Origin of the sequence: Enterococcus sp. AZ167 (assembly GCF_051714025.1) — a bacterium.
Taxonomy (GTDB): Bacteria; Bacillota; Bacilli; order Lactobacillales; family Enterococcaceae; genus Enterococcus_D; species Enterococcus_D casseliflavus.
On record NZ_JBIORB010000001.1, the window covers coordinates 1,743,672 to 1,766,088 of the forward strand.

At 43.2% G+C, this 22,417-nt stretch carries 19 protein-coding genes, 3 tRNA genes and 3 rRNA genes; 10 read left to right on the top strand and 15 right to left on the bottom strand.

The genetic code is table 11. The features are described from left to right. Nucleotides 1-49: 49 nt before the first annotated feature. Both IGJ05_RS08170 and IGJ05_RS08175 read right to left on the bottom strand, forming a co-directional pair. Entirely contained in the window at nucleotides 50-1,378 is a 1,329-nt protein-coding gene (locus IGJ05_RS08170) for an aminopeptidase C (protein ID WP_005225135.1), read from the bottom strand. A 119-nt stretch (nucleotides 1,379-1,497) separates the two neighbouring features. After that, nucleotides 1,498-2,514 (bottom strand): acyltransferase family protein, encoded by a 1,017-nt coding sequence (locus IGJ05_RS08175; protein ID WP_081116803.1) that lies wholly within the window; start codon nucleotides 2,512-2,514, stop codon nucleotides 1,498-1,500. A gap of 164 nt (nucleotides 2,515-2,678) precedes the next feature. Here IGJ05_RS08175 and IGJ05_RS08180 point away from each other — a divergent pair, with 164 nt between their 5' ends. Both IGJ05_RS08180 and IGJ05_RS08185 read left to right on the top strand, forming a co-directional pair. Further along, on the top strand, nucleotides 2,679-3,068 hold the full coding sequence (locus IGJ05_RS08180) for a GntR family transcriptional regulator (protein ID WP_081116804.1): 390 nt from the start codon (nucleotides 2,679-2,681) through the stop codon (nucleotides 3,066-3,068). After that, nucleotides 3,065-4,453: a hypothetical protein gene (locus IGJ05_RS08185; protein WP_225001137.1), complete on the top strand. Its 1,389-nt coding sequence runs from the start codon at nucleotides 3,065-3,067 to the stop codon at nucleotides 4,451-4,453. The genes IGJ05_RS08180 and IGJ05_RS08185 overlap by 4 nt, the downstream gene beginning before the upstream one ends. A 115-nt stretch (nucleotides 4,454-4,568) precedes the next feature. Here the strand turns inward: IGJ05_RS08185 and IGJ05_RS08190 are convergent. Then, a tRNA-Asn gene (locus tag IGJ05_RS08190) sits at nucleotides 4,569-4,642 on the bottom strand. 194 nt (nucleotides 4,643-4,836) lie between these two features. Here IGJ05_RS08190 and IGJ05_RS08195 point away from each other — a divergent pair. Beyond that, nucleotides 4,837-4,909: transfer RNA gene (locus IGJ05_RS08195), tRNA-Thr, on the top strand. 122 nt (nucleotides 4,910-5,031) lie between these two features. Here IGJ05_RS08195 and IGJ05_RS08200 read toward each other — a convergent pair. From IGJ05_RS08200 to IGJ05_RS08210, 3 genes are all read right to left on the bottom strand, one after another. Beyond that, nucleotides 5,032-6,327: an ISL3-like element ISEfa11 family transposase gene (locus IGJ05_RS08200; protein ID WP_153884166.1), complete on the bottom strand. Its 1,296-nt coding sequence runs from the start codon at nucleotides 6,325-6,327 to the stop codon at nucleotides 5,032-5,034. Between the two features lie 200 nt (nucleotides 6,328-6,527). Next, nucleotides 6,528-6,767: a hypothetical protein gene (locus IGJ05_RS08205; protein WP_081117386.1), complete on the bottom strand. Its 240-nt coding sequence runs from the start codon at nucleotides 6,765-6,767 to the stop codon at nucleotides 6,528-6,530. Between the two features lie 637 nt (nucleotides 6,768-7,404). Further along, on the bottom strand, nucleotides 7,405-7,839 hold the full coding sequence (locus IGJ05_RS08210; protein ID WP_005225130.1) for a universal stress protein: 435 nt from the start codon (nucleotides 7,837-7,839) through the stop codon (nucleotides 7,405-7,407). Nucleotides 7,840-8,231: 392 nt separating this feature from the next. Between IGJ05_RS08210 and IGJ05_RS08215 the strand changes: the two genes are divergently transcribed. Continuing rightward, a complete protein-coding gene (locus IGJ05_RS08215) occupies nucleotides 8,232-8,588 on the top strand; it encodes an iron-sulfur cluster biosynthesis family protein (protein ID WP_015509034.1) in 357 nt (118 codons plus the stop codon). Nucleotides 8,589-8,636: 48 nt separating this feature from the next. On the opposite strand, the gene IGJ05_RS08220 is transcribed toward IGJ05_RS08215, so the two are convergent. The 8 genes from IGJ05_RS08220 to IGJ05_RS08255 all read right to left on the bottom strand — a co-directional run bounded on the left by IGJ05_RS08220 (nucleotide 8,637) and on the right by IGJ05_RS08255 (nucleotide 16,546). Further along, on the bottom strand, nucleotides 8,637-9,287 hold the full coding sequence (locus tag IGJ05_RS08220; protein ID WP_005225128.1) for an HAD hydrolase-like protein: 651 nt from the start codon (nucleotides 9,285-9,287) through the stop codon (nucleotides 8,637-8,639). Nucleotides 9,288-9,455: 168 nt separating this feature from the next. After that, nucleotides 9,456-9,529, bottom strand: a tRNA-Asn gene (locus tag IGJ05_RS08225). A gap of 11 nt (nucleotides 9,530-9,540) precedes the next feature. Continuing rightward, nucleotides 9,541-9,656, bottom strand: a 5S ribosomal RNA gene (rrf, locus tag IGJ05_RS08230). A gap of 81 nt (nucleotides 9,657-9,737) precedes the next feature. Continuing rightward, a 23S ribosomal RNA gene (locus tag IGJ05_RS08235) occupies nucleotides 9,738-12,652 on the bottom strand. A gap of 229 nt (nucleotides 12,653-12,881) precedes the next feature. After that, a 16S ribosomal RNA gene (locus IGJ05_RS08240) occupies nucleotides 12,882-14,441 on the bottom strand. The 16S, 23S and 5S rRNA genes sit together here with 1 tRNA gene alongside, the layout of an rRNA operon. A gap of 637 nt (nucleotides 14,442-15,078) precedes the next feature. Further along, nucleotides 15,079-15,531, bottom strand: coding sequence for an IS200/IS605 family transposase (tnpA, locus tag IGJ05_RS08245; protein ID WP_010750015.1), 453 nt, complete (start codon nucleotides 15,529-15,531; stop codon nucleotides 15,079-15,081). A 204-nt stretch (nucleotides 15,532-15,735) separates the two neighbouring features. Continuing rightward, the gene (locus IGJ05_RS08250; protein WP_005227664.1) at nucleotides 15,736-16,098 is read right to left on the bottom strand and encodes a hypothetical protein; all 363 of its coding nucleotides are present in this window, start codon (nucleotides 16,096-16,098) and stop codon (nucleotides 15,736-15,738) included. A gap of 67 nt (nucleotides 16,099-16,165) precedes the next feature. After that, the gene (locus tag IGJ05_RS08255; RefSeq protein ID WP_005227662.1) at nucleotides 16,166-16,546 is read right to left on the bottom strand and encodes a CvfD/Ygs/GSP13 family RNA-binding post-transcriptional regulator; all 381 of its coding nucleotides are present in this window, start codon (nucleotides 16,544-16,546) and stop codon (nucleotides 16,166-16,168) included. 93 nt (nucleotides 16,547-16,639) lie between these two features. Here IGJ05_RS08255 and IGJ05_RS08260 point away from each other — a divergent pair, with 93 nt between their 5' ends. Beyond that, a complete protein-coding gene (locus IGJ05_RS08260) occupies nucleotides 16,640-17,821 on the top strand; it encodes a MalY/PatB family protein (protein WP_081117374.1) in 1,182 nt (393 codons plus the stop codon). 87 nt (nucleotides 17,822-17,908) lie between these two features. On the opposite strand, the gene IGJ05_RS08265 is transcribed toward IGJ05_RS08260, so the two are convergent. After that, a complete protein-coding gene (locus tag IGJ05_RS08265) occupies nucleotides 17,909-18,496 on the bottom strand; it encodes a peptidylprolyl isomerase (protein WP_005227659.1) in 588 nt (195 codons plus the stop codon). Nucleotides 18,497-18,636: 140 nt separating this feature from the next. Between IGJ05_RS08265 and IGJ05_RS08270 the strand changes: the two genes are divergently transcribed. From IGJ05_RS08270 to IGJ05_RS08290, 5 genes are all read left to right on the top strand, one after another. Next, nucleotides 18,637-19,614, top strand: coding sequence for an NAD(P)/FAD-dependent oxidoreductase (locus IGJ05_RS08270; protein WP_010748839.1), 978 nt, complete (start codon nucleotides 18,637-18,639; stop codon nucleotides 19,612-19,614). A 5-nt stretch (nucleotides 19,615-19,619) separates the two neighbouring features. Beyond that, nucleotides 19,620-20,261, top strand: coding sequence for a bis(5'-nucleosyl)-tetraphosphatase (symmetrical) YqeK (gene yqeK, locus IGJ05_RS08275; protein WP_081117372.1), 642 nt, complete (start codon nucleotides 19,620-19,622; stop codon nucleotides 20,259-20,261). A 107-nt stretch (nucleotides 20,262-20,368) separates the two neighbouring features. Beyond that, on the top strand, nucleotides 20,369-20,878 hold the full coding sequence (locus IGJ05_RS08280; protein ID WP_005227653.1) for a phosphatidylglycerophosphatase A family protein: 510 nt from the start codon (nucleotides 20,369-20,371) through the stop codon (nucleotides 20,876-20,878). An 83-nt stretch (nucleotides 20,879-20,961) separates the two neighbouring features. After that, nucleotides 20,962-21,528 (top strand): helix-turn-helix domain-containing protein, encoded by a 567-nt coding sequence (locus IGJ05_RS08285; protein WP_016249835.1) that lies wholly within the window; start codon nucleotides 20,962-20,964, stop codon nucleotides 21,526-21,528. Continuing rightward, nucleotides 21,498-22,373, top strand: coding sequence for an IS3 family transposase (locus tag IGJ05_RS08290; protein ID WP_438725219.1), 876 nt, complete (start codon nucleotides 21,498-21,500; stop codon nucleotides 22,371-22,373). Before IGJ05_RS08285 ends, IGJ05_RS08290 begins: the two co-directional genes overlap by 31 nt. Nucleotides 22,374-22,417: the final 44 nt, after the last annotated feature.

Consider the following 22,417-nt stretch of genomic DNA (forward strand, 5'->3'; position numbering starts at 1 on the left):
TTTTGAAAAATTTCAGAGAATCTTCAGGCAATCATTAGAAATTGCTGTCTTACGCTAAAGCACCCATTGGGTCCCAAGGTGCTAAGACTGTTGGTTCTGCTTCAAAGGCAGCCAATTGTTCTGCTGTCAGGAACTCTTTGCGAACCACGATTTGATAGGTGTATTCATCCATCCACGCATCGCTCATAACGAAGAAGCCATTCGTTCCGACTTTTTCACCCCAGCTGTTTTCGACTTTCCATTTGGTTGATTCGCCGTCGATCAAGTCAACGCCAGTCAAGACCATCGCGTGGGTCATTAAGCTTTCGCCAAAATCTAAGCGTTCTGCTTTAGTCATCGTAAAGTCGATGTCAAATAGGTCGTTGATATCATACGCATCTAATGCCATGATCCCAGTATCTCTGGTAGAAGATTGACCGACATCACAACCGAACCACACGGACTCCCCTTGTTCCAATTGAGCGATCGCTAATTTTTTGAAGGTCGGCATATCGACGTTCAAGTATTTGACTTCTTTGCCGCCAACCACGTTGCCTAGCATTTCTACGGTATACGATTGATTGTAAGGCTTGTCGGCAGTTGGTGCGTTGATGATGCTGACATAATCATCAAGGTCCACCCCGACATATTTTTCATAAAAGCTTTGTGGTGTTAAGTTGCGATCAATGTGATAGTTTTTGTCTTCATCACGGTATTCAAAATCAAAGGTTTCTGGCGGTGTGCCTAAAGAAGTCGCTAAGAAACGATAAATGTCTTCCAACATCGCTTCTTTGGCTGTTTGGATGTCTTCAGCTGTTTTGCCTTCAGCCACTAGCTGACGCAAAGCAACCGCATCTTTACGCAGTTTTTTGTTCAAGTAATTGTTTAGGTCACGAGAATTGGAAGAGTTGCTGCTTTCTGGCATGACCGTTTTTGGTACGACACCATATTTTTGGAAAATCGAAACGATCATGTCCCATTGCCCACCATCTTGTTGTGGGGTTTGCAATAAGAAAGCAACTTTGCGACTTGTTAAAGGCTCGTTAGCAGTTGCTAAAATATTTTCATAGAAATAGTTGGCTTTTTCGTATTTGTCCCAAAAGAAGGTATGGTTTTGCGACAATTCAAATTCTTTTAAATTGAAATCATTCAGCATCTTATGACGGAATGTATTCAATGCGGCAAACATCCAGCAGCGGCCTGATTGTTTTTGGTTTGAGACTTTCCCGGTTGTCACATCAACTGAAAAAACTGGCACATTGTTGACTTTTGCTGACACGTTTTCAGCAGAAGCGGTGATCCCATTTTTCACAACACTCCGTTGCAGTGCCGTTTGTTTATTATTGTCTTGATACGCTTGCGCAAAGGCAGCGGTGGTCTTTTTTGAAATTTCTGACATATTTCTTCATCCTTTCACTTTCCGTTCCTTCCATTTTACGCCTCTGCCTCTCAAATAACAACCGCTCCTAGAAAAATGAAAGGATCATCTTTCTAAGAGCGGTTGCTCGTATCAAGGATTTAAAGAGTTAGCATCAAAAGCAAAAAGCCAAGTAAAACAAAGGATAGTCCTCGTTCAAATCGTGCATAAAGGAAGCGGATCGGACGACTAGCTAGCAAGATCGTCAGTAAAACACTGGCTAACACCAACGTCACAAAGCCTAATACCGACAGGTTCAAGTCGGTGATCGCTAATGCCCGCAAGCTCTTGATGAAGATCCCCTGTAAAAGATAGACCAGCAGGGTGTTTTTGCCCCACTTCGTAAAAAAGAGGTGCTCTCTAGGCACGAGGCTCAGAAAGCCGATGATCCCCATCAGCCCGATCACGAAAAAGACCGCACGCAAGGGACCGCCGAACAACGGATAGCTCAAGTAATCGTCATAAGGCTTGGAACCAAAAACCATGTACTTGTTCATCCCATGAAAAAACGCGATAAAGGTGTAGATGATCGGTAAGAAAAGCAAACTGATAGTCCGAATCTTTGGTTTCAATAAAAAGCGCATCTCATTTTTGGGAAAATAAAACCCGATGATGAAAAACGGCAAAAAGACAAAGGTCCGCTGCAAGGTCAACACTTGATTTAAAAATGGCACGTAGCCAGCGAAGATACTCAAGCCGATACTCAGCAAGATCGCCTGCTTTTTGGACATTTTTTGAAAGACCAGCAAGGAGAGCTGCCAAAAGAACATGCTAAGCAAAAACCAAAGTGCCCATTGCGGATTCAACAGTTGGATTTTTAACGACTCCCGTAGACCGATCAACCAGTAATAGACGGTGTAAAACACCTGAAAAAAGACATAAGGCAGCAAGAACTTTTTCATCAGCTCACGAAGCTTGTGTCCCTTCGTCAGCGGTTTGGCAAAGTACCCAGCCAGAAAAACAAAAGCTGGCATATGGAAAGTGAAGATAAAATAATATAGGTCATGATAAAACTTCTGATCGCCGATAAAAGGCTGTAGTAAGTGACTGAAGACGACCAAGATCATCAGTAAAAATTTTGCATTATCAAAGTAAGCCGTTCTTTGCGATTGGCTCATAAAAAGTTCCTCCTCTAAGTTGTATCTGTCAAAGGATACCTGATCCATGAAACAGAACTGTAACAAGCTATTTACTTTTTCCTAACGATTCTTGTTCATTTGATTACTAGTTGCTATTTTGTATGTTTTGTATTAATATATATAATACAAAGGAGCTGTTTTCGATGATATTTGATATTCAAACCCAAAGCAACCAACCGATCTACCAGCAGTTGCGGGAACAGATCATTGTCGGTATCGCAAAAGGCGATTTATCCGCTGGCGAATTGCTACCATCCGTCCGTCAATTAGCCGAAGAGATCGGCATTAATACCATGACGATCTCAAAAGCCTACAATTCCCTCAAAGAAGAAGGCTTGTTAGTCACGGATCGCCGCAAAGGAACCGCCGTTGCCGCGCCACCACCGTTTACTTCTGGACAAGAAGCGGAGTATCGTCAAAACTTGCAACTGCAGCTAGCAACCGCTCTCTTACACGGCAAAAGCAAGCAAACGCTTTTAATGGATTTTCAACAACTGCTGGACCAATTTCCTGAAAGGAATGAATGCAAATGACCTATCTTTTTTTCATTATTGCTCTTGTCCTCTGCGGGACGACCGCCTTTGGTTTACGCTTGATCAGTAAACCCCACAAAAATGTTTTACTCGAAAATACCCTTGCCCCTGAGCATCTGGATGATCCTAGCGTCCACAGCTTGATCACAGAATTTCGCAAGCGTATCTTACAAATCGTTGGTACATTTAGTGTAGCAAGTCTCCTTTTTTTGTTCAATTTATCTGACTCCATCATCCTTACCCTGTTCTGGCTTTATATGGCCGCTTTGCTGGGGACAGCTTACCTGGTGCAAGTGCATTACATCGGGAAAATGCGGCAATTGATCCTTACCAATGGATGGGAACTACCCATCGATCCGATTCGGATCGATACAAAACTCGTTCAAGCCAAAAATAAACGGATGCTGCCGTGGTATAGCCTCGTTCCTGCGGGGATTTTGTTGATGATCAGTTTGTACCAAGCATGGCATTTGCCTGATCTTTCTACAGGATACTTGATGGGCGGCGTCTCCTTAGCAATTTTTGCGCTGTTCGTCTATCTCTGGGTGATCATCAGCCGCTTACCCGTTCGCGGGATCAGCGGCAATTCAACTATCGATCAACACATCAATGATTTAACAAAGCGCTATTGGTCCTTAATGATCGCCGTGACTTGCACCATTACGCTGCTCTTGTTGACTGTCCCGCTGGCGTCCATGTCCGCTACCGGAGCATTAAGTACTATCCTCTTAGTGCTCTTTATTGTTTTGGTGGTTTTCTTGATCGTCTTTACCTTCTTCTTATTGCTTGATCTGCGTAAAAAACAAGATCAGCTCTTAGAACCAGCAGCACAACCGCGCTATTATGGCGAAGATGCTTACTGGCGATATGGTTTTTACATCAATCCTAATGATGCGCGTCTGTTCGTTCCTGACCGTGTTGGGATGAATATCGGCATCAATTTAGGCAAACGCAGCGGACAAATCGTCGCAGGCATCACCGCTGTCTTCTTACTTGTGTTAATGATCGGGACCATCATTCCGATGTATCGCTTAGATTTTACTGCTGATGCGATCACTGGTGAAGTGCAAGGACAAGAAGTCACCTTCGATGCACCAATGACCGGGAAAACTACGGTCTCTTTGGCAGATATAGAGACAGTGGAATTGATCGAAACATTGCCGTCTCCTCGTGTTCGTACCATGGGTGTAGGAACCGCCAGTTACCAAATCGGTCAGTTTACCGTTGCCGGCGAACCTGCCAGAATGTTTGTCGACACGAAGGTGACGCCCATTTTAAAAGTCACTACTAACGATGGCCCAACAGTTTTTTACACAAATAAAAAAGCCGCCGAAACGACGGATTTATACGAGGAACTATTACAGAAGATTTCCTCAGCGGAGTGAGTGTTCTGGAGAAAAAACTGGGGAACCCATTATCCCCAGGCTATCCACAACCAACAAAAGAACGGACTCTTTCCAACAAAAAAACGACCTTCCGAAACGAAGGTCGTTTTTGATACTCCGGCAGTAGGACTCGAACCTACGACATCATGATTAACAGTCATGCGCTACTACCAACTGAGCTATGCCGGAAGAATCTATCTGTACTATACCAAATAGTCAGATAATTTAGCAAGAGCAAAAATCAATTTTTTGATCCTTTTTTTCAAGAAAATCCCCTTTTTGAAACTTCCCTTCCCGCAAAGCGTTTTTCTCAAGAAATATCCGAAAATCTCATTGACAAAGTAGCGCCTTTACGGTATTCTATATCTTGTGTTAAATAACACGCCGCTTTAGCTCAGTTGGTAGAGCGCATCCATGGTAAGGATGAGGTCGACGGTTCAAGCCCGTCAAGTGGCTTTGGTAGGACAACGTTTGTCGGACGTTGTCTTTTTTTTGGGCTCTTTGTCAATAAGGACTGATGAGTTGTGTAAAATCAAATCTGGGTCAGAATGAACCACATTCTGGCTCAGATTTTTTTGTTATCTTACATTGATTAATTGATTGATCAAAAAGATTCTAATTCTCATGTTCTCGAATGATTTAAATCCGTAGGATACTCGTTTCATTGTCTTTATGTGGGTATTCTTCGCTTCTATTTTTCCATTGGAATAAGGATAGATCATTGCGTTGGTGATGCCTTCTTCATGGGTAAGAAGGTTTTGAAGCTTTTCTCGAAAGCCGTCATCTAACGTTTCGGGAAGTTCTGCCAATAAGGAGAAAAATAAGTCAGGGTCTTTGTCTCGAAAGGCTTCAACTAATTCATGAAAAAAGGGATACGCCTCCTTTAGGGGCGCAGAAAACTCAAGCAATCGATCAATCATCATTGCTTCAGTAAGAAATGGGTATTTTGGCGCTCGGAAACTTTTCCATGTTTTGTATTCATAATGGTTGATGTTTGCACGATTTTTTAGCAAAAAGCGCCAGTTCTTTTTCAGTTTTTCTGCTTGGCTTTTCTGTCCTGCTTTACGAAGTTCATTCATTTCACGGATACGCAACTCATTGAACGCTTGATTCATGTGTTTGACAATATGAAACCGATCAATCACTACTTTCGCATTTGGCAGAACACGTTTGGTGAGCTGGAAGTAGGCGGCGTTCATGTCTGTCACTAAGAATTCTACTTCTTCCGGATTGGTACAACCTGAGAAATAGCTTGTTAATCGGGGTAATTTACGCGTAGGCAAAACATCTATTAATTTTCCTGTTTCGCCATCTGCGCAAATAAAGCTCATTTTATCTTCTATGGAAGCATGCGAACGAAATTCATCAACCATCAATACTCTTGGGAGAATCTTCTTAGATTGTTTTGGCAAATAGCTTTTAAACTCTTTCAATGTACGAATAACGGTGGTCAAAGATACCTGACAGCTTTTCGCAATAAAAGATAAAGATACTTTTTCAGTCAGTAAAGAAGCAATTTTATATCTCACATGATTTGCGATTGAATGTCTGGGTTGGACAAAATAACTTTGAGCCGTCCAATGGGTTCGGCAGTTTTTACAGGTATAGCGCTGCTTTTTTAGGCGCATAACCAAAGGCATATGATTGTATTGTTCAAAACGGACAATCATTTCCTTCTTCCCATTTTTCACTATAATTGCTTTCCCGTTTCCATCTACCACAGTAGAACCACAACTTCTACAAGCACGAGGAGTAGGCGAGAGAACAGCATCGACGACCAACGTCTTTTTCTTCTGAAGGGTCTCGTAAGAGACCTCTGTAATCATCAAATCTTTCTCTATTATTCTCAGCATTTTTTTGATAGAATCATTCATATAGCATATCGTCCTCTCAGTTGTTTATTTTGTGGTGATTTAATCATACTAGAGAACGATATGTTTTTTAATACCTAAAATGAAAATGGGGCTGAAGAATCAATTCTGATTCATCAGTCCCATAAATTATAGAGCCTTTTTTTGTGCATCTAATTCCCAAAGTATAGCGATAATTTCTGAACTTAATCATTCGTACGCCCCTAATTTCCTGCGATATACAAAAGAAATAAGATCGTAAAACCCAATAGTAGGACCGATACAACTGCTTTCACTATCCTCGCTGTATCTTTAAATTTAAACAAGAGCGTATATAGATTAATAAAGTAAATGATCGACAGGGCTGCTTCTTGCGAATATTCTTTCACTTGGATCAAGCCTAGCCATATAATCAGCAAAAGAATCGAAAAAACAACCAAATCGTTTTCTGCAACACGCTTCATTTCATTCTCCTTTTTTATTGTTTAAAATTGATATAACAAGATTTATTCCAACATCCTCTCAATGTCCCTCATTATTTGAACAAGAATCTGAAATACAAGGTTTAATTCCGCAAGTCAAACTTGAACAATTACCACGGGGTGAAGCTTCAATTCAATTTAACCAATTCATTTCAAATGCCTTCTTTCTATTTAATTATGAAAAGTATAATAGTAGGCAGAAAAATAATTACTATAAAAATAACAAACATGATCATTAAAATTTTAAAAATCTTTTACATCATTTATTTCTCCTTTCCAACAATATTCGATTGTATTCTGCTGCATTCTGTAAAGTCGATAAATTATCAGCCCCTCTCTCCAATACTTTTCCTACAGCCTTTGCTTATTAAAAGTGTAACAAACTATTTCTTCTAATAGTCAATTTTTATCAATTTAAATAAATATTTTTTATAAAACAAACAAAACGAATTTTCCAATCGGTGCTCACAGCTCAATTTTAGACACATCTTTTTTACCACAAAAAATCCGCTCTCCTAAAGCTAAGAGAGCGGGTTTTTCAACTAACTGAATTTTTTTGAAAGGAGATGCATGATGCTGGCTTAAAAAATAACATATTCTTTCCGTTTAATTTAAATTTTTACTTCACGACCAACACCGTACATTTCGAATGATTGACGACATAATCGGTGGTTGAGCCTACGACAGCTCGGGTCAATGTACCTTTACCAGTTGCACCGATAATGATCAAATCAATCGGGTACAATTCTGTTGCTGCATGAATGATAAAGCGTTTTGGATCGCCGACTTCAACGATCACCTCAACATCTTCTACCCCATGCTGATTGGCATCATAGATTTTTTTCAACATGTCCGTTTCCACACGCAATTTTTCTTGGTCAAAAATTTTTGCAAAAGCATAGGCACTTGTGGATAACTCAGCATTGTTGATAACAGAGAGGACATACAATTTGGCTTTGTTCATACGACAAATCGCGAGTGCTTCTTGGAACGCTTTTTCTGACTGATCCGACCCATCCAAGGCAACAAGTACATTTTGACAATTACGTAACATCCAAATCGCCTCCTTTTCTTTATTTTACCACAAAAAATGGAAGCGTTACAAAAAAGGACAAGGTCTACTCTTAAGAGACCTAAAACTTCCTTTAAGATTTGTGAAGTTCCTTACTTGTCTCCGTGATTATGCAGTAAAATAAAGAGAAGATTGATTCGAGGTGAAAGAAATGCGCTCTTTTTTCCAGGCTGCGGTCACTGTGCTCTTGTACTTAGGGCTTTTCTTGCTGATAATCGGTATTATCGCCTTTTTCTTGCTAAAACTTTAAGCTTGGTTTGTTGAAAAGCAAGTTGCTGTCACATCCCTAAGAGGAGTGATACACTTGGTTTATCAACAATTATCGAAACGAAACAGCTTGCTGCTCACTCGTTTCAAAAAGGAGATCATGCAAAATGGACTTACATATTACCCCTACTGCCGCTGCTCGCTTTCCAGAAGGACACGACTTATATATTTTGACGAGTAATGACGGATCGAACCAATTTTCTTCAGCAGCTGGATGCTGTATGATCGGCGAACGTTTTTTGATCACACCGATCGACGAACCGTTAGACCCATACAATGAGTTAGTCTCAAGCAATCAGTTTACTTTCTTTACATCAACCTATGATCAAATGTTCTTGACTGGTCATCTGATTCTAGATGTTCACCCAACTTCAGGAACTTTGATTTTGAAAAACGAAAGCGGCTATTTGGATACCAATCTTTTATTGGAATCCTCTCCACAGTTGAAACAAACGAATGCGTAACTAAAGAGCTGACAAACGCCTTGTAAGGTGCTTGTCAGCTCTTTTTCTCTATAATGAATCTGGAATCAACGCTAAGAGTTCTTGTGTCTCAGCGGCTAAAGCGATCGCACCAGCATCAAGCAATTCTTCTTTTGACCCAAACCCATATAAAACGCCGATTGCCGGTAACTGGTTTTCTTTTGCCCCTAAAATATCATGCTCACGGTCGCCGATCATGATGGTTTGCTGCGCTTTTTGCTCCTTTTCGATCTCAGTTAACGCGTAGCGGATAACGGCCGCTTTTTCCCCACGTTTATTCTCAAGATCCGCCCCATAGATTCCTTTGAAATAGCCATCATACTTGAGATGGGTCAGGATCTCTTTTGCAAAAACTTCTGGTTTCGACGTAGCGATATACAAATCGTGATCCTGCGCCAGCTCCTGCAATGTTTCTTCGATCAACGGATATGGTTGGACTTGAAACATGCCCGCTTGACGATAATTTTCCCGGTAGAAGGCAACGGCTTGCTGGGCAGCAGCTTCATCGAAGCCCAAGCCACGGAAGGATTCAATCAAAGGCGGCCCCACAAAGCTCCGCAGTACGTCTTGCGCTAATTGCTCTTTTCCCATTTTTTCCATCGCATATTGAATCGATCCATAGATTCCTTCACTCGAATCAATGATCGTTCCATCTAAATCAAAAAGTACTTTCTTTCTCACGCCATCGTCTCCTTTTCTAATAGTATAGAAAAAAACAGCAGTACAAGCAACACTTCTTCCTTTTCGTTCTGATCTCATCTAAATAAAAAAGACGCTGCCCCATCAAAGGCAACGTCTTTGTTTTTGTCATTTTATGTAAAAAAAAAGATAGCATATGCTATCAAGCAACTCCGGCAGTAGGACTCGAACCTACGACATCATGATTAACAGTCATGCGCTACTACCAACTGAGCTATGCCGGAAAAATTGAAATGCGTGGCGACGTCCTACTCTCACAAAGGGAAACCCTTCACTACAATCGGCGCTAAGAAGCTTAACTTCTGTGTTCGGCATGGTTACAGGTGTATCCTTCTTGCTATCGCCACCACACTATTCAATTGAGTAAGTTTTGCTCACTCAAAACTGGATCGAAGAAATCAAAACTCTACGAGTTTACGTGCTTTTTTCTTTTTGGTTAAGTCCTCGATCGATTAGTATCAGTCCGCTCCAACCATCACTGGCCTTCCACTTCTGACCTATCTACCTGATCATCTCTCAGGGATCTTACTTTCTTAAAGAAATGGGAAATCTCATCTTGAGGTGGGCTTCACACTTAGATGCTTTCAGCGTTTATCCCTTCCCTACATAGCTACCCAGCGATGCCTCTGGCGAGACAACTGGTACACCAGCGGTAAGTCCATCCCGGTCCTCTCGTACTAAGGACAGCTCCTCTCAAATTTCCAACGCCCGCGACGGATAGGGACCGAACTGTCTCACGACGTTCTGAACCCAGCTCGCGTGCCGCTTTAATGGGCGAACAGCCCAACCCTTGGGACCGACTACAGCCCCAGGATGCGACGAGCCGACATCGAGGTGCCAAACCTCCCCGTCGATGTGGACTCTTGGGGGAGATAAGCCTGTTATCCCCAGGGTAGCTTTTATCCGTTGAGCGATGGCCCTTCCATGCGGAACCACCGGATCACTAAGCCCGACTTTCGTCCCTGCTCGAGTTGTAGCTCTCGCAGTCAAGCTCCCTTCTGCCTTTACACTCTTCGAATGATTTCCAACCATTCTGAGGGAACCTTTGGGCGCCTCCGTTACCTTTTAGGAGGCGACCGCCCCAGTCAAACTGCCCATCTGACACTGTCTCCCAGCCCGATAAGGGCTGCGGGTTAGAGTGGCCATAACGCAAGGGTAGTATCCCACCATTGCCTCCATCGAAACTGGCGTCCCGATCTCTACGGCTCCTACCTATCCTGTACATGCGGTACAGACACTCAATATCAAACTACAGTAAAGCTCCATGGGGTCTTTCCGTCCTGTCGCGGGTAACCTGCATCTTCACAGGTACTAAAATTTCACCGAGTCTCTCGTTGAGACAGTGCCCAAATCGTTACGCCTTTCGTGCGGGTCGGAACTTACCCGACAAGGAATTTCGCTACCTTAGGACCGTTATAGTTACGGCCGCCGTTTACTGGGGCTTCAATTCGTACCTTCGCTTACGCTAAGCACTCCTCTTAACCTTCCAGCACCGGGCAGGCGTCAGCCCCTATACGTCATCTTTCGATTTTGCAGAGACCTGTGTTTTTGATAAACAGTCGCTTGGGCCTATTCACTGCGGCTGCTCGTTAGAGCAGCACCCCTTCTCCCGAAGTTACGGGGTCATTTTGCCGAGTTCCTTAACGAGAGTTCTCTCGCTCACCTTAGGATTCTCTCCTCGACTACCTGTGTCGGTTTGCGGTACGGGCCGTTGTTTTCTCACTAGAAGCTTTTCTTGGCAGTGTGACATCAGAAGCTTCGGTACTATTATTTCCCTCCTCATCACAGCTTGTCCGTATAGGTAGAAGCATTTGACTCCTACCAAGACTTACTGCTTGAACAGACATATCCATCAGTCTGCACTTCTTAGCCTCCTGCGTCCCTCCATTGCTCAAACAAAAACAACGGGTACAGGAATATCAACCTGTTGTCCATCGCCTACGCCTGTCGGCCTCGGCTTAGGTCCCGACTAACCCTGGGCGGACGAGCCTTCCCCAGGAAACCTTAGTCATTCGGTGGACAGGATTCTCACCTGTCTTTCGCTACTCATACCGGCATTCTCACTTCTAAGCGCTCCAGCAGTCCTCACGATCTGCCTTCAACGCCCTTAGAACGCTCTCCTACCAATGCACCTAATGGTGCACTCCACAGCTTCGGTAAACTATTTAGCCCCGGTACATTTTCGGCGCAGGGTCACTCGACTAGTGAGCTATTACGCACTCTTTAAATGGTGGCTGCTTCTAAGCCAACATCCTAGTTGTCTGTGCAACCCCACATCCTTTTCCACTTAATAGTTATTTGGGGACCTTAGCTGGTGGTCTGGGCTGTTTCCCTTTCGACTATGGATCTTATCACTCACAGTCTGACTCCCGGATATGAATGAATGGCATTCGGAGTTTATCTGAATTCGGTAACCCGAGATGGGCCCCTAGTCCAAACAGTGCTCTACCTCCATCATTCTCAATTCCGAGGCTAGCCCTAAAGCTATTTCGGAGAGAACCAGCTATCTCCAAGTTCGTTTGGAATTTCTCCGCTACCCACACCTCATCCCCGCACTTTTCAACGTACGTGGGTTCGGTCCTCCAGTGCGTTTTACCGCACCTTCAACCTGGACATGGGTAGATCACATGGTTTCGGGTCTACGACAACATACTCATTCGCCCTATTCAGACTCGCTTTCGCTGCGGCTCCGTCTCTTCAACTTAACCTCGCATGCTATCGTAACTCGCCGGTTCATTCTACAAAAGGCACGCTATCACCCATTAACGGGCTCTAACTTGTTGTAGGCACACGGTTTCAGGATCTATTTCACTCCCCTTCCGGGGTGCTTTTCACCTTTCCCTCACGGTACTGGTTCACTATCGGTCACTAGGGAGTATTTAGCCTTGGGAGATGGTCCTCCCGGATTCCGACGGAATTCCTCGTGTTCCGCCGTACTCAGGATCCTCCTAGGTGTTATCCAAATTTCGCCTACGGGGTTTTTACCCTCTTTGACATACTTTTCCAAGTATTTCGACTATCTGAATAGACTACCATATCGGAGTCCTACAACCCCAACAAGCAAGCTTGTTGGTTTGGGCTTTTCCCGTTTCGCTCGCCGCTACTCAGGGAATCGAATTTTCTTTCTCTTCCTGCAGGTACTTAGATGTTTCAGTTCTCTGCGTCTACCTCGACTGCGCTATGTATTCACGCAGACGTAACATCCTATAAAAGATGCTGGGTTCCCCCATTCGGAAATCTCTGGATCATAGCTTACTTACAGCTCCCCAAAGCATATCGGTGTTAGTCCCGTCCTTCATCGGCTCCTAGTGCCAAGGCATCCACCGTGCGCCCTTATTCACTTAACCTTTGACCTTACGGTCGGTTTTGAGTACTTCTTCTAGCGATAGAAGGTTGCTCAAGAAAATAAGCGTTGAACTTATTAAAAAACTCTTTTAACATTTCAACTCGGTGTGTGTTACTTGTTTTGATTATTTCTTCGATATCCAGTTTTCAATGAACAAATTTTGTTTGAGAGTAAACCTCTCAAAACTGAACAAAGGCAAACGATGTGTAGTCTTCCGAAATATTCCTTAGAAAGGAGGTGATCCAGCCGCACCTTCCGATACGGCTACCTTGTTACGACTTCACCCCAATCATCTATCCCACCTTAGGCGGCTGGCTCCAAAAAGGTTACCTCACCGACTTCGGGTGTTACAAACTCTCGTGGTGTGACGGGCGGTGTGTACAAGGCCCGGGAACGTATTCACCGCGGCGTGCTGATCCGCGATTACTAGCGATTCCGGCTTCATGTAGGCGAGTTGCAGCCTACAATCCGAACTGAGAGAAGCTTTAAGAGATTAGCTTAGCCTCGCGACTTCGCAACTCGTTGTACTTCCCATTGTAGCACGTGTGTAGCCCAGGTCATAAGGGGCATGATGATTTGACGTCATCCCCACCTTCCTCCGGTTTGTCACCGGCAGTCTCGCTAGAGTGCCCAACTAAATGATGGCAACTAACAATAAGGGTTGCGCTCGTTGCGGGACTTAACCCAACATCTCACGACACGAGCTGACGACAACCATGCACCACCTGTCACTTTGCCCCCGAAGGGGAAACTCTATCTCTAGAGTGGTCAAAGGATGTCAAGACCTGGTAAGGTTCTTCGCGTTGCTTCGAATTAAACCACATGCTCCACCGCTTGTGCGGGCCCCCGTCAATTCCTTTGAGTTTCAACCTTGCGGTCGTACTCCCCAGGCGGAGTGCTTAATGCGTTTGCTGCAGCACTGAAGGGCGGAAACCCTCCAACACTTAGCACTCATCGTTTACGGCGTGGACTACCAGGGTATCTAATCCTGTTCGCTCCCCACGCTTTCGAGCCTCAGCGTCAGTTACAGACCAGAGAGCCGCCTTCGCCACTGGTGTTCCTCCATATATCTACGCATTTCACCGCTACACATGGAATTCCACTCTCCTCTTCTGCACTCAAGTCTCCCAGTTTCCAATGACCCTCCCCGGTTGAGCCGGGGGCTTTCACATCAGACTTAAGAAACCGCCTGCGCTCGCTTTACGCCCAATAAATCCGGACAACGCTTGCCACCTACGTATTACCGCGGCTGCTGGCACGTAGTTAGCCGTGGCTTTCTGGTTAGATACCGTCAAGGGATGAACATTTTACTCTCATCCTTGTTCTTCTCTAACAACAGAGTTTTACGATCCGAAAACCTTCTTCACTCACGCGGCGTTGCTCGGTCAGACTTTCGTCCATTGCCGAAGATTCCCTACTGCTGCCTCCCGTAGGAGTCTGGGCCGTGTCTCAGTCCCAGTGTGGCCGATCACCCTCTCAGGTCGGCTATGCATCGTTGCCTTGGTGAGCCGTTACCTCACCAACTAGCTAATGCACCGCGGGTCCATCCATCAGTGACGCAAAAGCGCCTTTCAACTTTCTTCCATGCGGAAAATAGTGTTATACGGTATTAGCACCTGTTTCCAAGTGTTATCCCCTTCTGATGGGCAGGTTACCCACGTGTTACTCACCCGTTCGCCACTCTTTTTCTTTCGGTGGAGCAAGCTCCGGTGAAAGAAAAAGCGTTCGACTTGCATGTATTAGGCACGCCGCCAGCGTTCGTCCTGAGCCAGGATCAAACTCTCATAATGATTTGTTTGAATGACCATACGGTCATTAAGCTCATAAAAATTAACTTTGCTAGCTATTGCTTGCATGTATTTGTTTCAATAAATTGAAACGTCCTACACATTGGTTCGTTTGCTTGCTTTGTTCAGTTTTCAAAGGTCTACCGTGCTGTGTTAGCAACTTTTATATCATATCAGAGCGACATTTGATTGTCAACTCTTTTTTTAAAAGTTTTTTTCGCTCGTTGTTTTTCAACTTCGTAGCGGCTGCCTCAGCGACTTAATTAGAATAACAAATGATTTGTTATTTGTCAACAACTTTTTTCAATTAATTTTGTTGATGTATCAACATTGATTAACTGTTTTATTATTGCGACTTCGTTATAATATCATCTGTTTCATTTTTGGTCAAGTCTTTTTTTGAAGTTTTTTCAACTGTTGTTTTGACCCGCTGGCTCAATTGCCAACGTTGACTAATTTACCATTCTTCTTGACTCAGGTCAAGGAAATATTTCATTTTATTTACAAAAAGTTTTCAGTAAATATCCACCCGTGAAACGGGTGGCTTTTTAACAGCCCTAGAAGGGCTCACCACTCGCTAGCCCCTTAAAAGGGGCTTTTTAAATGACCACCAACCGCTCACAGCCCTATCTCTCTTTAACTATTTAAATGGATCTACATACTCTTGTTTACTTATACTATCTCTTATTCGATCATCTGCTTCTTGTTCTCGAATATATTTTTCAATTGTTTTTTGATTTAACCCAACCGTACTCACGTAGTATCCTTTGGACCAAAAGCTTTTATTCCCATACTTATATTTCAAATTCGCATGTTTTTCATGGATTAAGGTTGCACTTCGTCCTTTTAAGTAGCCCATAAAACTAGAAATACTAATCTTTGGTGGTATTCTTACTAACATATGAATATGGTCAGGCATGGCATGAGCTTCAATGATTTCAACATCTTTCATCTCATACAATTTTCTTAATATCTGATTAATACTTACTCTTAACTTTCCATAAATCACTTTTCGTCGATACTTCGGGGTGAAGACTATGTGATACTTACAATTCCATCTGGTATGTGCTAAACTTTTATCGTCGTTAGACATAAAAAAACTCCTTTCGATCTGATATGCGGTTGGTAGCCACTATTAGTATATCGAAAGGAGTTTTTTATCGCTAAAGCTATTTCGTCCACGCGTAGAAACGCGCGGTTTTTTTGTTTCGTACGCTACGCGAACGAAACTGACTAAAGTCAATAATAAAAAAAGACCGTCGTAACGGTCTTCAGTTTTTTCGCTAATATTCAGGTGCTAAAAGAACGGAACGCCTTCAATCTCGTAGTCTTCAATGATCTTACGAAAGATATTGGGCTCTTCCCACGCATACCCTTCTGGCAGCTGTTGCGTTTGTCCTGCTTCTTGTGTTTCAAAAACAAATAAAGGAATGTTTTGCGTATCAATATTGCCATTTGTGAGTTCAACGAGTTCGATCGCTGTCACATCAAGGTGGATACGGTCTTTAAACAATTGTAAGATCGTAGCCAAGCCGGTTTTATCTTCAGAAAAATCCGTTGACGCTAATTCCGCAGTGCCTTCGTGTATTTGCATCAAAAATCGTTTCGAACCATTTGCTAAGTGCATCATAACTGTACCCGCTACTTTTTTGGATCCCAAAATACCCACCTCAGTTATTCATCTGTTTGTAAACTAATTTTAGCACATTTTCAGAAAATATGCACGATTATCTGCTGCTGTTTTCTTTTTCTAACATTTCTTTGGCCTCTTTCACCCACACTGGTAAAGCTTCTCCAATCGTACGAAAACCGATCCGCTTATTCTTATTTGTAAAGTAGCGTTTACGCTTAAAGGGTGGCTGAACAAAACTCGTTTCCAATGTACGGCGGGACAAACTGATCTTTTGGCTGTATTCGTCAATATCAATGATTTGTACACGGATCTTTTGCCCGATCTGTAAGACTTCATGGATATTTTTGGTAAACCCAGATTGGATCTCTGAAACATGGATCAATCCTTGTGTTTCCTTATCTAACGAAACAAATGCACCATAGGGTTGAATCCCAGTGACTGTTCCTTCTATAATGTTCCCGATTTGATAATTCATAGTCTTTCCTCTCTTTTCCACTTTCATTATACTTGAACTAGTGGTAGATTTGAAGCATCAGAAACAACGTTGCACAATATAGGAGGGAAACGCATGATCAATTTTGACAAAGTTCATCCGCGCTTAAATACCAATAGCGTCAAATGGGATACCATTGCAAAAACCTATAAGGAAGAAAACTTGTTGCCGCTTTGGGTAGCCGACATGGATTTTCTGGCACCAGAACCTGTGAAAAAAGCTTTAGAAAAAGCAGTTGCCCAAGGGATCTATGGGTACTCTACCATCCCTGATTCGCTGCTTGAATCCATCATCGATTGGCAGCAAAGACGTCATGGTTATACCATCAATAAAGAAGCGATCCTTTTTAATAGCGGTGTGGTCCCTAGTATTGCACTGGCGATCCAAAGTTATACGCAAGAAGGAGATGCCGTATTGATCCACGATCCGGTCTACCATCCCTTTGCCCATGTTGTCAAAAACAATCAGCGGACCTTAATTCAAGAACCGTTACTAGAAAAAGCTGGCCACTTTGTCATCGATTTTGAGGCGATGGAACAAACCATCATCGAAAAGAAGGTAAAATTGTTTCTTCTATGTAATCCTCATAATCCTGGCGGTCGCGTGTGGTCAAAAGAAGAACTGCTGACGATCGGCCGTATTTGTCAAAAGCACCAGGTGATCGTTGTCAGTGATGAGATCCATCAAGACATCGTTTTTGCACCAAATCAATTTGTCTCTTTCCAAACAGTCGAGCCAAGCTTTGCCGATTTTTCGATCATCTTGACCTCAGCAACCAAGACCTTTAATTTAGCTGGGATCAAAAATTCGATGGTATTCATCAAAGACAAAACCTTGCGCAGCCAATTTGCAAAAACACAAGAACGCAACGTTCAAGGGGAAATCAATACGTTTGGGTTGGTCGCTACTGAAGCAGCGTATCGTGAATCTGAAGCATGGTTAGAAGAACTTTTGTCCTATTTAGAAGCAAATCGCACCTTTGTCTGCGACTTTTTGACTGAACAACTCCCAGCAGTGACCTTTCAAAAACCCGAAGGTACTTACTTGATCTGGCTGGATTTTTCTGCCTATGGCCTAACGGACAGTCAGCTGCAGCGCAAACTGATCAAAGAAGCCAATGTCGTATTGAATCAAGGAAGTATCTTTGGTCCTCGCGGCAGTCACCATATGCGGCTGAACTTTGCCTGTCCTAAAGAGCTATTAGAAAAAGCACTCAATCAAATCGCCGCCGCGTTTAAAGACCAACCGATCGGTTAACTCTTTCTTATGAAAAAAAGAACCCAAAAGCAGTTTCAACGATCTCCTTGAGGATGACCGTTGAAACTGCTTTTGGGTTCTTTTGTTTTATTCGCTGATTTCGATCGTTTCGATCACTACATCATGCACTGGACGATCTTGTGGTCCCCGTTGCACGCCAGCGATTTCATCAACGACTGACATTCCTTCGATCACATGACCAAAGACTGTGTGACGGAAATCTAACCAAGGAGTACCACCTGCTTGATACGCTTCGATGATTTCAGCTGGATAACCAGCACCTTCTAATTGACCTAACATGTTGCTAGGAACATTTTGATTGTTTACGATGAAAAACTGGCTGCCGTTAGTATTCGGACCAGCGTTTGCCATGGATAAAGCGCCACGAAGATTGAACAATTCTTTTGAAAATTCATCTTCAAAGCTGCCACCATAGATGCTTTCGCCGCCCATACCTGTACCAGTTGGATCGCCACCTTGAATCATAAAATCAGGAATGACACGGTGGAAGATAATCCCATCGTAATACCCTTTTTTCGCTAATTCAACGAAGTTCTTCACTGTTTTTGGTGCCAATTCTGGGAACAATTGTACAACTACATCCCCACGATTGGTTTTGATGACTGCTTTATGGCCAGTTTGTTTTTCTAATGCTAACTGTGGAAATTCAGACACATTAACTCCTCCTTCTCTCTCATAAATCCATGATAGCAGAAAATTGAAAAAATGCTAGTTTGGATAATTTTTGCTATAATGAAGCTATTCGTACACTACGAACACGCTTCACCCCAACGTGGTTAGAAAAGAGGAATAACATGGATATTTTTGATATAACGATTATCGGCGCGGGACCTAGCGGGATGTTTTCTGCTTTCTATGCCGGTATGCGTAACGCCAAAACCAAGATCATCGACAGCTTGCCGCAATTAGGCGGTCAGCTTGCTACTTTATACCCAGAAAAATACATCTACGATATCCCAGGTTATCCGAAAATCAAAGCGGGCGATCTTGTCCAAAACCTGGAAAAACAGTTGACGACCTTCAATCACCAATATTGTTTAGAAGAAACCGTCTTGTCGGTCGAAAAACAAGAAGACTATATCGAAGTCACCACCGACAAAGGAATCCATTACTCGAAAGCCGTGATTTTGGCTTTAGGAAACGGCTCCTTCCAGCCACGCAAACTGACTTTGCCAGAAAGCGAGCGGTTTGAAGGATACGGCTTAGACTATTTTGTCACCGATTTGATGAAGTATGCTGGACGCAAAGTAGCGATCGCCGGTGGCGGCGATTCTGCCATCGATTGGGCATTAATGCTGGAGCCGATCGCTAGTGAAGTCTACTTGATCCATCGCCGTCCTGAATTTCGTGCCCATGAACATAGCGTTAGTAAATTACAGGCTTCTGCCGTCAACATTTTGACTCCTTATGTGATCCAAGAAATCCAAGGAGAGCAACGTTTGACTGGTGTCTCGTTGCAGCAAGTCAAGGGTGATGAAACGGTCAGCCTTTCATTGGATGCTTTGATCGTCAATTATGGTTTCTCTTCCACATTGAACATCAAGGATTGGGGCATGAAAAGCAGTCGCCAAGGAGTCTTCGTCTCTTCAGATATGAGCACGTCTGTTCCTGGGATCTATGGCTGTGGAGATGTCGTTTTATACGATGGAAAAGTCGACCTGATCGCTACTGGTTTCGGGGAAGCCCCAACTGCGGTGAACAATGCGCTCCACTACATTGATCCCAAAACGCGGACACAACCTGCCCATAGTACAAGTCTTTTTAAGGAGTAGCTGAGATGAAACAAGCTGGTCAACGTCAACTTGCCGCCTATGCTCTCCCCTTACAGGGGGAGACCCTCACTGAGCAAATGGTTCAGTATCTGGAAGCCTTCGATCATGCCGAAACGGCGGTCCACAATCTAGCTGTTGCCCAAGAAGCCAAACGATTGGCAGAACGGTTTCAAGTCAATGCGGAGAAAGCTTACTTGGCAGGACTGCTGCACGATGTCAGCGTCGTCATCCCTAATGACCAGCGAATCGCCTTGCAGATAGCAGTAGGCGAACCGATCTTAGACGAGGAGCGGCAAGCACCTTTTTTGCTGCATCAGCAGCAATCCGCTTTGTTGGCAAAAACGGTTTTTCAGGTGTCTGATCCAGACATTCTGTCCGCCATCAGCTGTCATACCACCTTAAAGGCCCATTATCGTCGTCTCGATCTACTCATTTTTTTAGCCGACAAAATCAAATGGGATCGTAAAGATCAAGCGCCTTTCTTAATCGGCTTATTAGACCGCCTCGATGATTCCTTGGAAGCCGCCGCTGGGTATTATATGGACTGGCTTTTTGCTGGTGACTTGGTGGTCCCCCATCCTTGGGCAGTGGCAGCCAAAGCAGAACTAGCCAACACCTGTGATTCAATGGATGTCAGAAGGGATTAAACCCAAACGGCATGGGCTGCAACTGGAATAGGGCACTACTTATGATCGCAATCCATCAGTCGCATGTTGACTTTTGAATAAACTATATTTACATGGAGGGAAACTATATGGTATTAGAAAGCAAAACACTTGAAGACAAAGCAAGAGAATTGTTGGCCGACCGCGGTGTCTCGCTGCAAGACATTGGCGAATTGGTGATGTTCTTGCAAAAAGATTACATTGAAGGCATCACGTTGGAGATGTGTATCGAAAGCGTCAACGCTGTCTTAAGCAAGCGGGAAGTCCACAACACGATTTTAACGGGGGTCCAATTGGATATTTTGGCAGAAGAAAATCAACTGCTGCATCCACTGCAAGAAATCGTCAAAGAAGACGAAGGGCTTTATGGGATCGATGAGATCCTCGCACTATCCATCGTCAACGTGTATGGCTCCATCGGCTTTACTAACTACGGATACATTGATAAAGTCAAACCGGGCATTTTGAAAGAACTGAACAAGCACGACGGTCCCCGCGTTCACACCTTTTTAGATGATATCGTAGGTGCCATCGCCGCTTCTGCCGCAAGTCGCTTAGCCCATCAACACCCAAGTAAATCTCATTACATTACGCAATAAAAAAAAGACCGACGATTCGCCTCCCTGAAGCGACCCCCAAAAGTTAGACCAAAAAAATCTAACTTTTGGGGGTCGTTATTTGTATGGCAAAATATCCTTTTGAATTAAAACTAAAAATCGTTAAAGAATATCTTAGTGGCGTGGGCGGATATCGGTATCTTGCCAACAAATACGGTATTTCAAGCAAGTCTCAAGTAAGTAATTGGGTGAATGCCTATCGTGAATACGGAGAGGAAGGTCTATTGAGAAAGCATCAAAATCAGAAATATTCTGTTCAATTTAAGTTAAATGCGCTAGAGTTATATCAAACAAGTGAGATGTCCTATCGAGAAGTTGCTAGCACTTTAGAAATGAACAACCCTGCGCTTATTGCCAATTGGATGCGTAATTTCAGAGAAGCAGGTATTGAGGGGCTCTCAAAAGAGAAAGGGCGACCACTTACTTTGACTAGAAAAAAAGAAAACAAAAAAGAAAATACAACAACTGAAGAACGCGATCGTATCAAGGCATTAGAAAAGCAAGTCCGATCCCTTCAAATTGAGAATGCCTTTTTAAAAGAGTTGAGGAAGCTGCGAAAACAGGAAGCCCAGCAAAGACGCAAGAATCAATCGCACGAATCATCGCCAGCCTCCGAGGATCATTCAAACTAGTTGAGCTTCTTGAAACATTGAAATTTCCTAAAGCAACCTATATGTATTGGCAGAAACGGTTTGACAGACCAAACCCAGACCAAGAAATTGAAGAAAAAATGCTTGAAATTCGCAAAGAGCATAAAGACTATGGCTGTCTGCGACTAAAAAAAGAATTAGAGAATCAAGGGATTCATGTCAATAAAAAGAAGATTCAACGTCTGATAAAAAAACTAGGTATCGAAGTAAAGTCTTACACTCGAAAATCTCGACGGTACAATTCTTATCGTGGGAAGGTTGGCACTGTCGCCAAAAATCGTATTCATCGTCGGTTTTATACAAATATCTGTCACCAAAAAATTACAACTGATACCACAGAGTTTAAGTATTATGAAGTAGACACCACAGGTGTCGTTCGTCAGAAAAAGCTGTATTTAGATCCTTTCATGGATTTCTACAATAGTGAAATTCTATCTTATCGGATTTCTGAAAAACCAAACGCACTAGCCATAATGGAAGGATTAGAAGAAGCAATCCAGATGACAAATGATTGTCCATTTCGTAGAACCTTCCATTCAGATCAAGGATGGGCCTATCAAATGAATGCTTATAAGAATAAATTGAAGCAGCACAAAATCTTCCAGAGTATGTCTCGTAAAGGGAATTGTTTAGATAACTCACCTATGGAAAACTTCTTTGGTTTATTAAAGCAAGAGATTTTTCATGGAGAAGTCTATCGGAGTTTAGATGAATTGAAAACAAAAATTGACCAATATATCTATTATTACAACCATAAACGCATCACAAAGAAATTAAATTGGCGAAGTCCGGTTCAGTTTCGAGAAGCTGTAAAAACAGCTGTCTAACAGTTAATCTTATCGTACAAAAAAGGAGTGGATTTCTCCACTCC

Excerpts from the sequence above, each read along its gene's own strand:
- IGJ05_RS08170 (WP_005225135.1), bottom strand. The coding sequence starts at position 1,378 with ATGTCAGAAATTTCAAAAAAGACCACCGCTGCCTTTGCGCAAGCGTAT.
- IGJ05_RS08175 (WP_081116803.1), bottom strand. The coding sequence starts at position 2,514 with ATGAGCCAATCGCAAAGAACGGCTTACTTTGATAATGCAAAATTTTTA.
- IGJ05_RS08180 (WP_081116804.1), top strand. The coding sequence starts at position 2,679 with ATGATATTTGATATTCAAACCCAAAGCAACCAACCGATCTACCAGCAG.
- IGJ05_RS08185 (WP_225001137.1), top strand. The coding sequence starts at position 3,065 with ATGACCTATCTTTTTTTCATTATTGCTCTTGTCCTCTGCGGGACGACC.
- IGJ05_RS08200 (WP_153884166.1), bottom strand. The coding sequence starts at position 6,327 with ATGAATGATTCTATCAAAAAAATGCTGAGAATAATAGAGAAAGATTTG.
- IGJ05_RS08205 (WP_081117386.1), bottom strand. The coding sequence starts at position 6,767 with ATGAAGCGTGTTGCAGAAAACGATTTGGTTGTTTTTTCGATTCTTTTG.
- IGJ05_RS08210 (WP_005225130.1), bottom strand. The coding sequence starts at position 7,839 with ATGTTACGTAATTGTCAAAATGTACTTGTTGCCTTGGATGGGTCGGAT.
- IGJ05_RS08215 (WP_015509034.1), top strand. The coding sequence starts at position 8,232 with ATGGACTTACATATTACCCCTACTGCCGCTGCTCGCTTTCCAGAAGGA.
- tnpA (WP_010750015.1), bottom strand. The coding sequence starts at position 15,531 with ATGTCTAACGACGATAAAAGTTTAGCACATACCAGATGGAATTGTAAG.
- IGJ05_RS08255 (WP_005227662.1), bottom strand. The coding sequence starts at position 16,546 with ATGAATTATCAAATCGGGAACATTATAGAAGGAACAGTCACTGGGATT.
- IGJ05_RS08260 (WP_081117374.1), top strand. The coding sequence starts at position 16,640 with ATGATCAATTTTGACAAAGTTCATCCGCGCTTAAATACCAATAGCGTC.
- IGJ05_RS08270 (WP_010748839.1), top strand. The coding sequence starts at position 18,637 with ATGGATATTTTTGATATAACGATTATCGGCGCGGGACCTAGCGGGATG.
- yqeK (WP_081117372.1), top strand. The coding sequence starts at position 19,620 with ATGAAACAAGCTGGTCAACGTCAACTTGCCGCCTATGCTCTCCCCTTA.
- IGJ05_RS08280 (WP_005227653.1), top strand. The coding sequence starts at position 20,369 with ATGGTATTAGAAAGCAAAACACTTGAAGACAAAGCAAGAGAATTGTTG.
- IGJ05_RS08285 (WP_016249835.1), top strand. The coding sequence starts at position 20,962 with ATGGCAAAATATCCTTTTGAATTAAAACTAAAAATCGTTAAAGAATAT.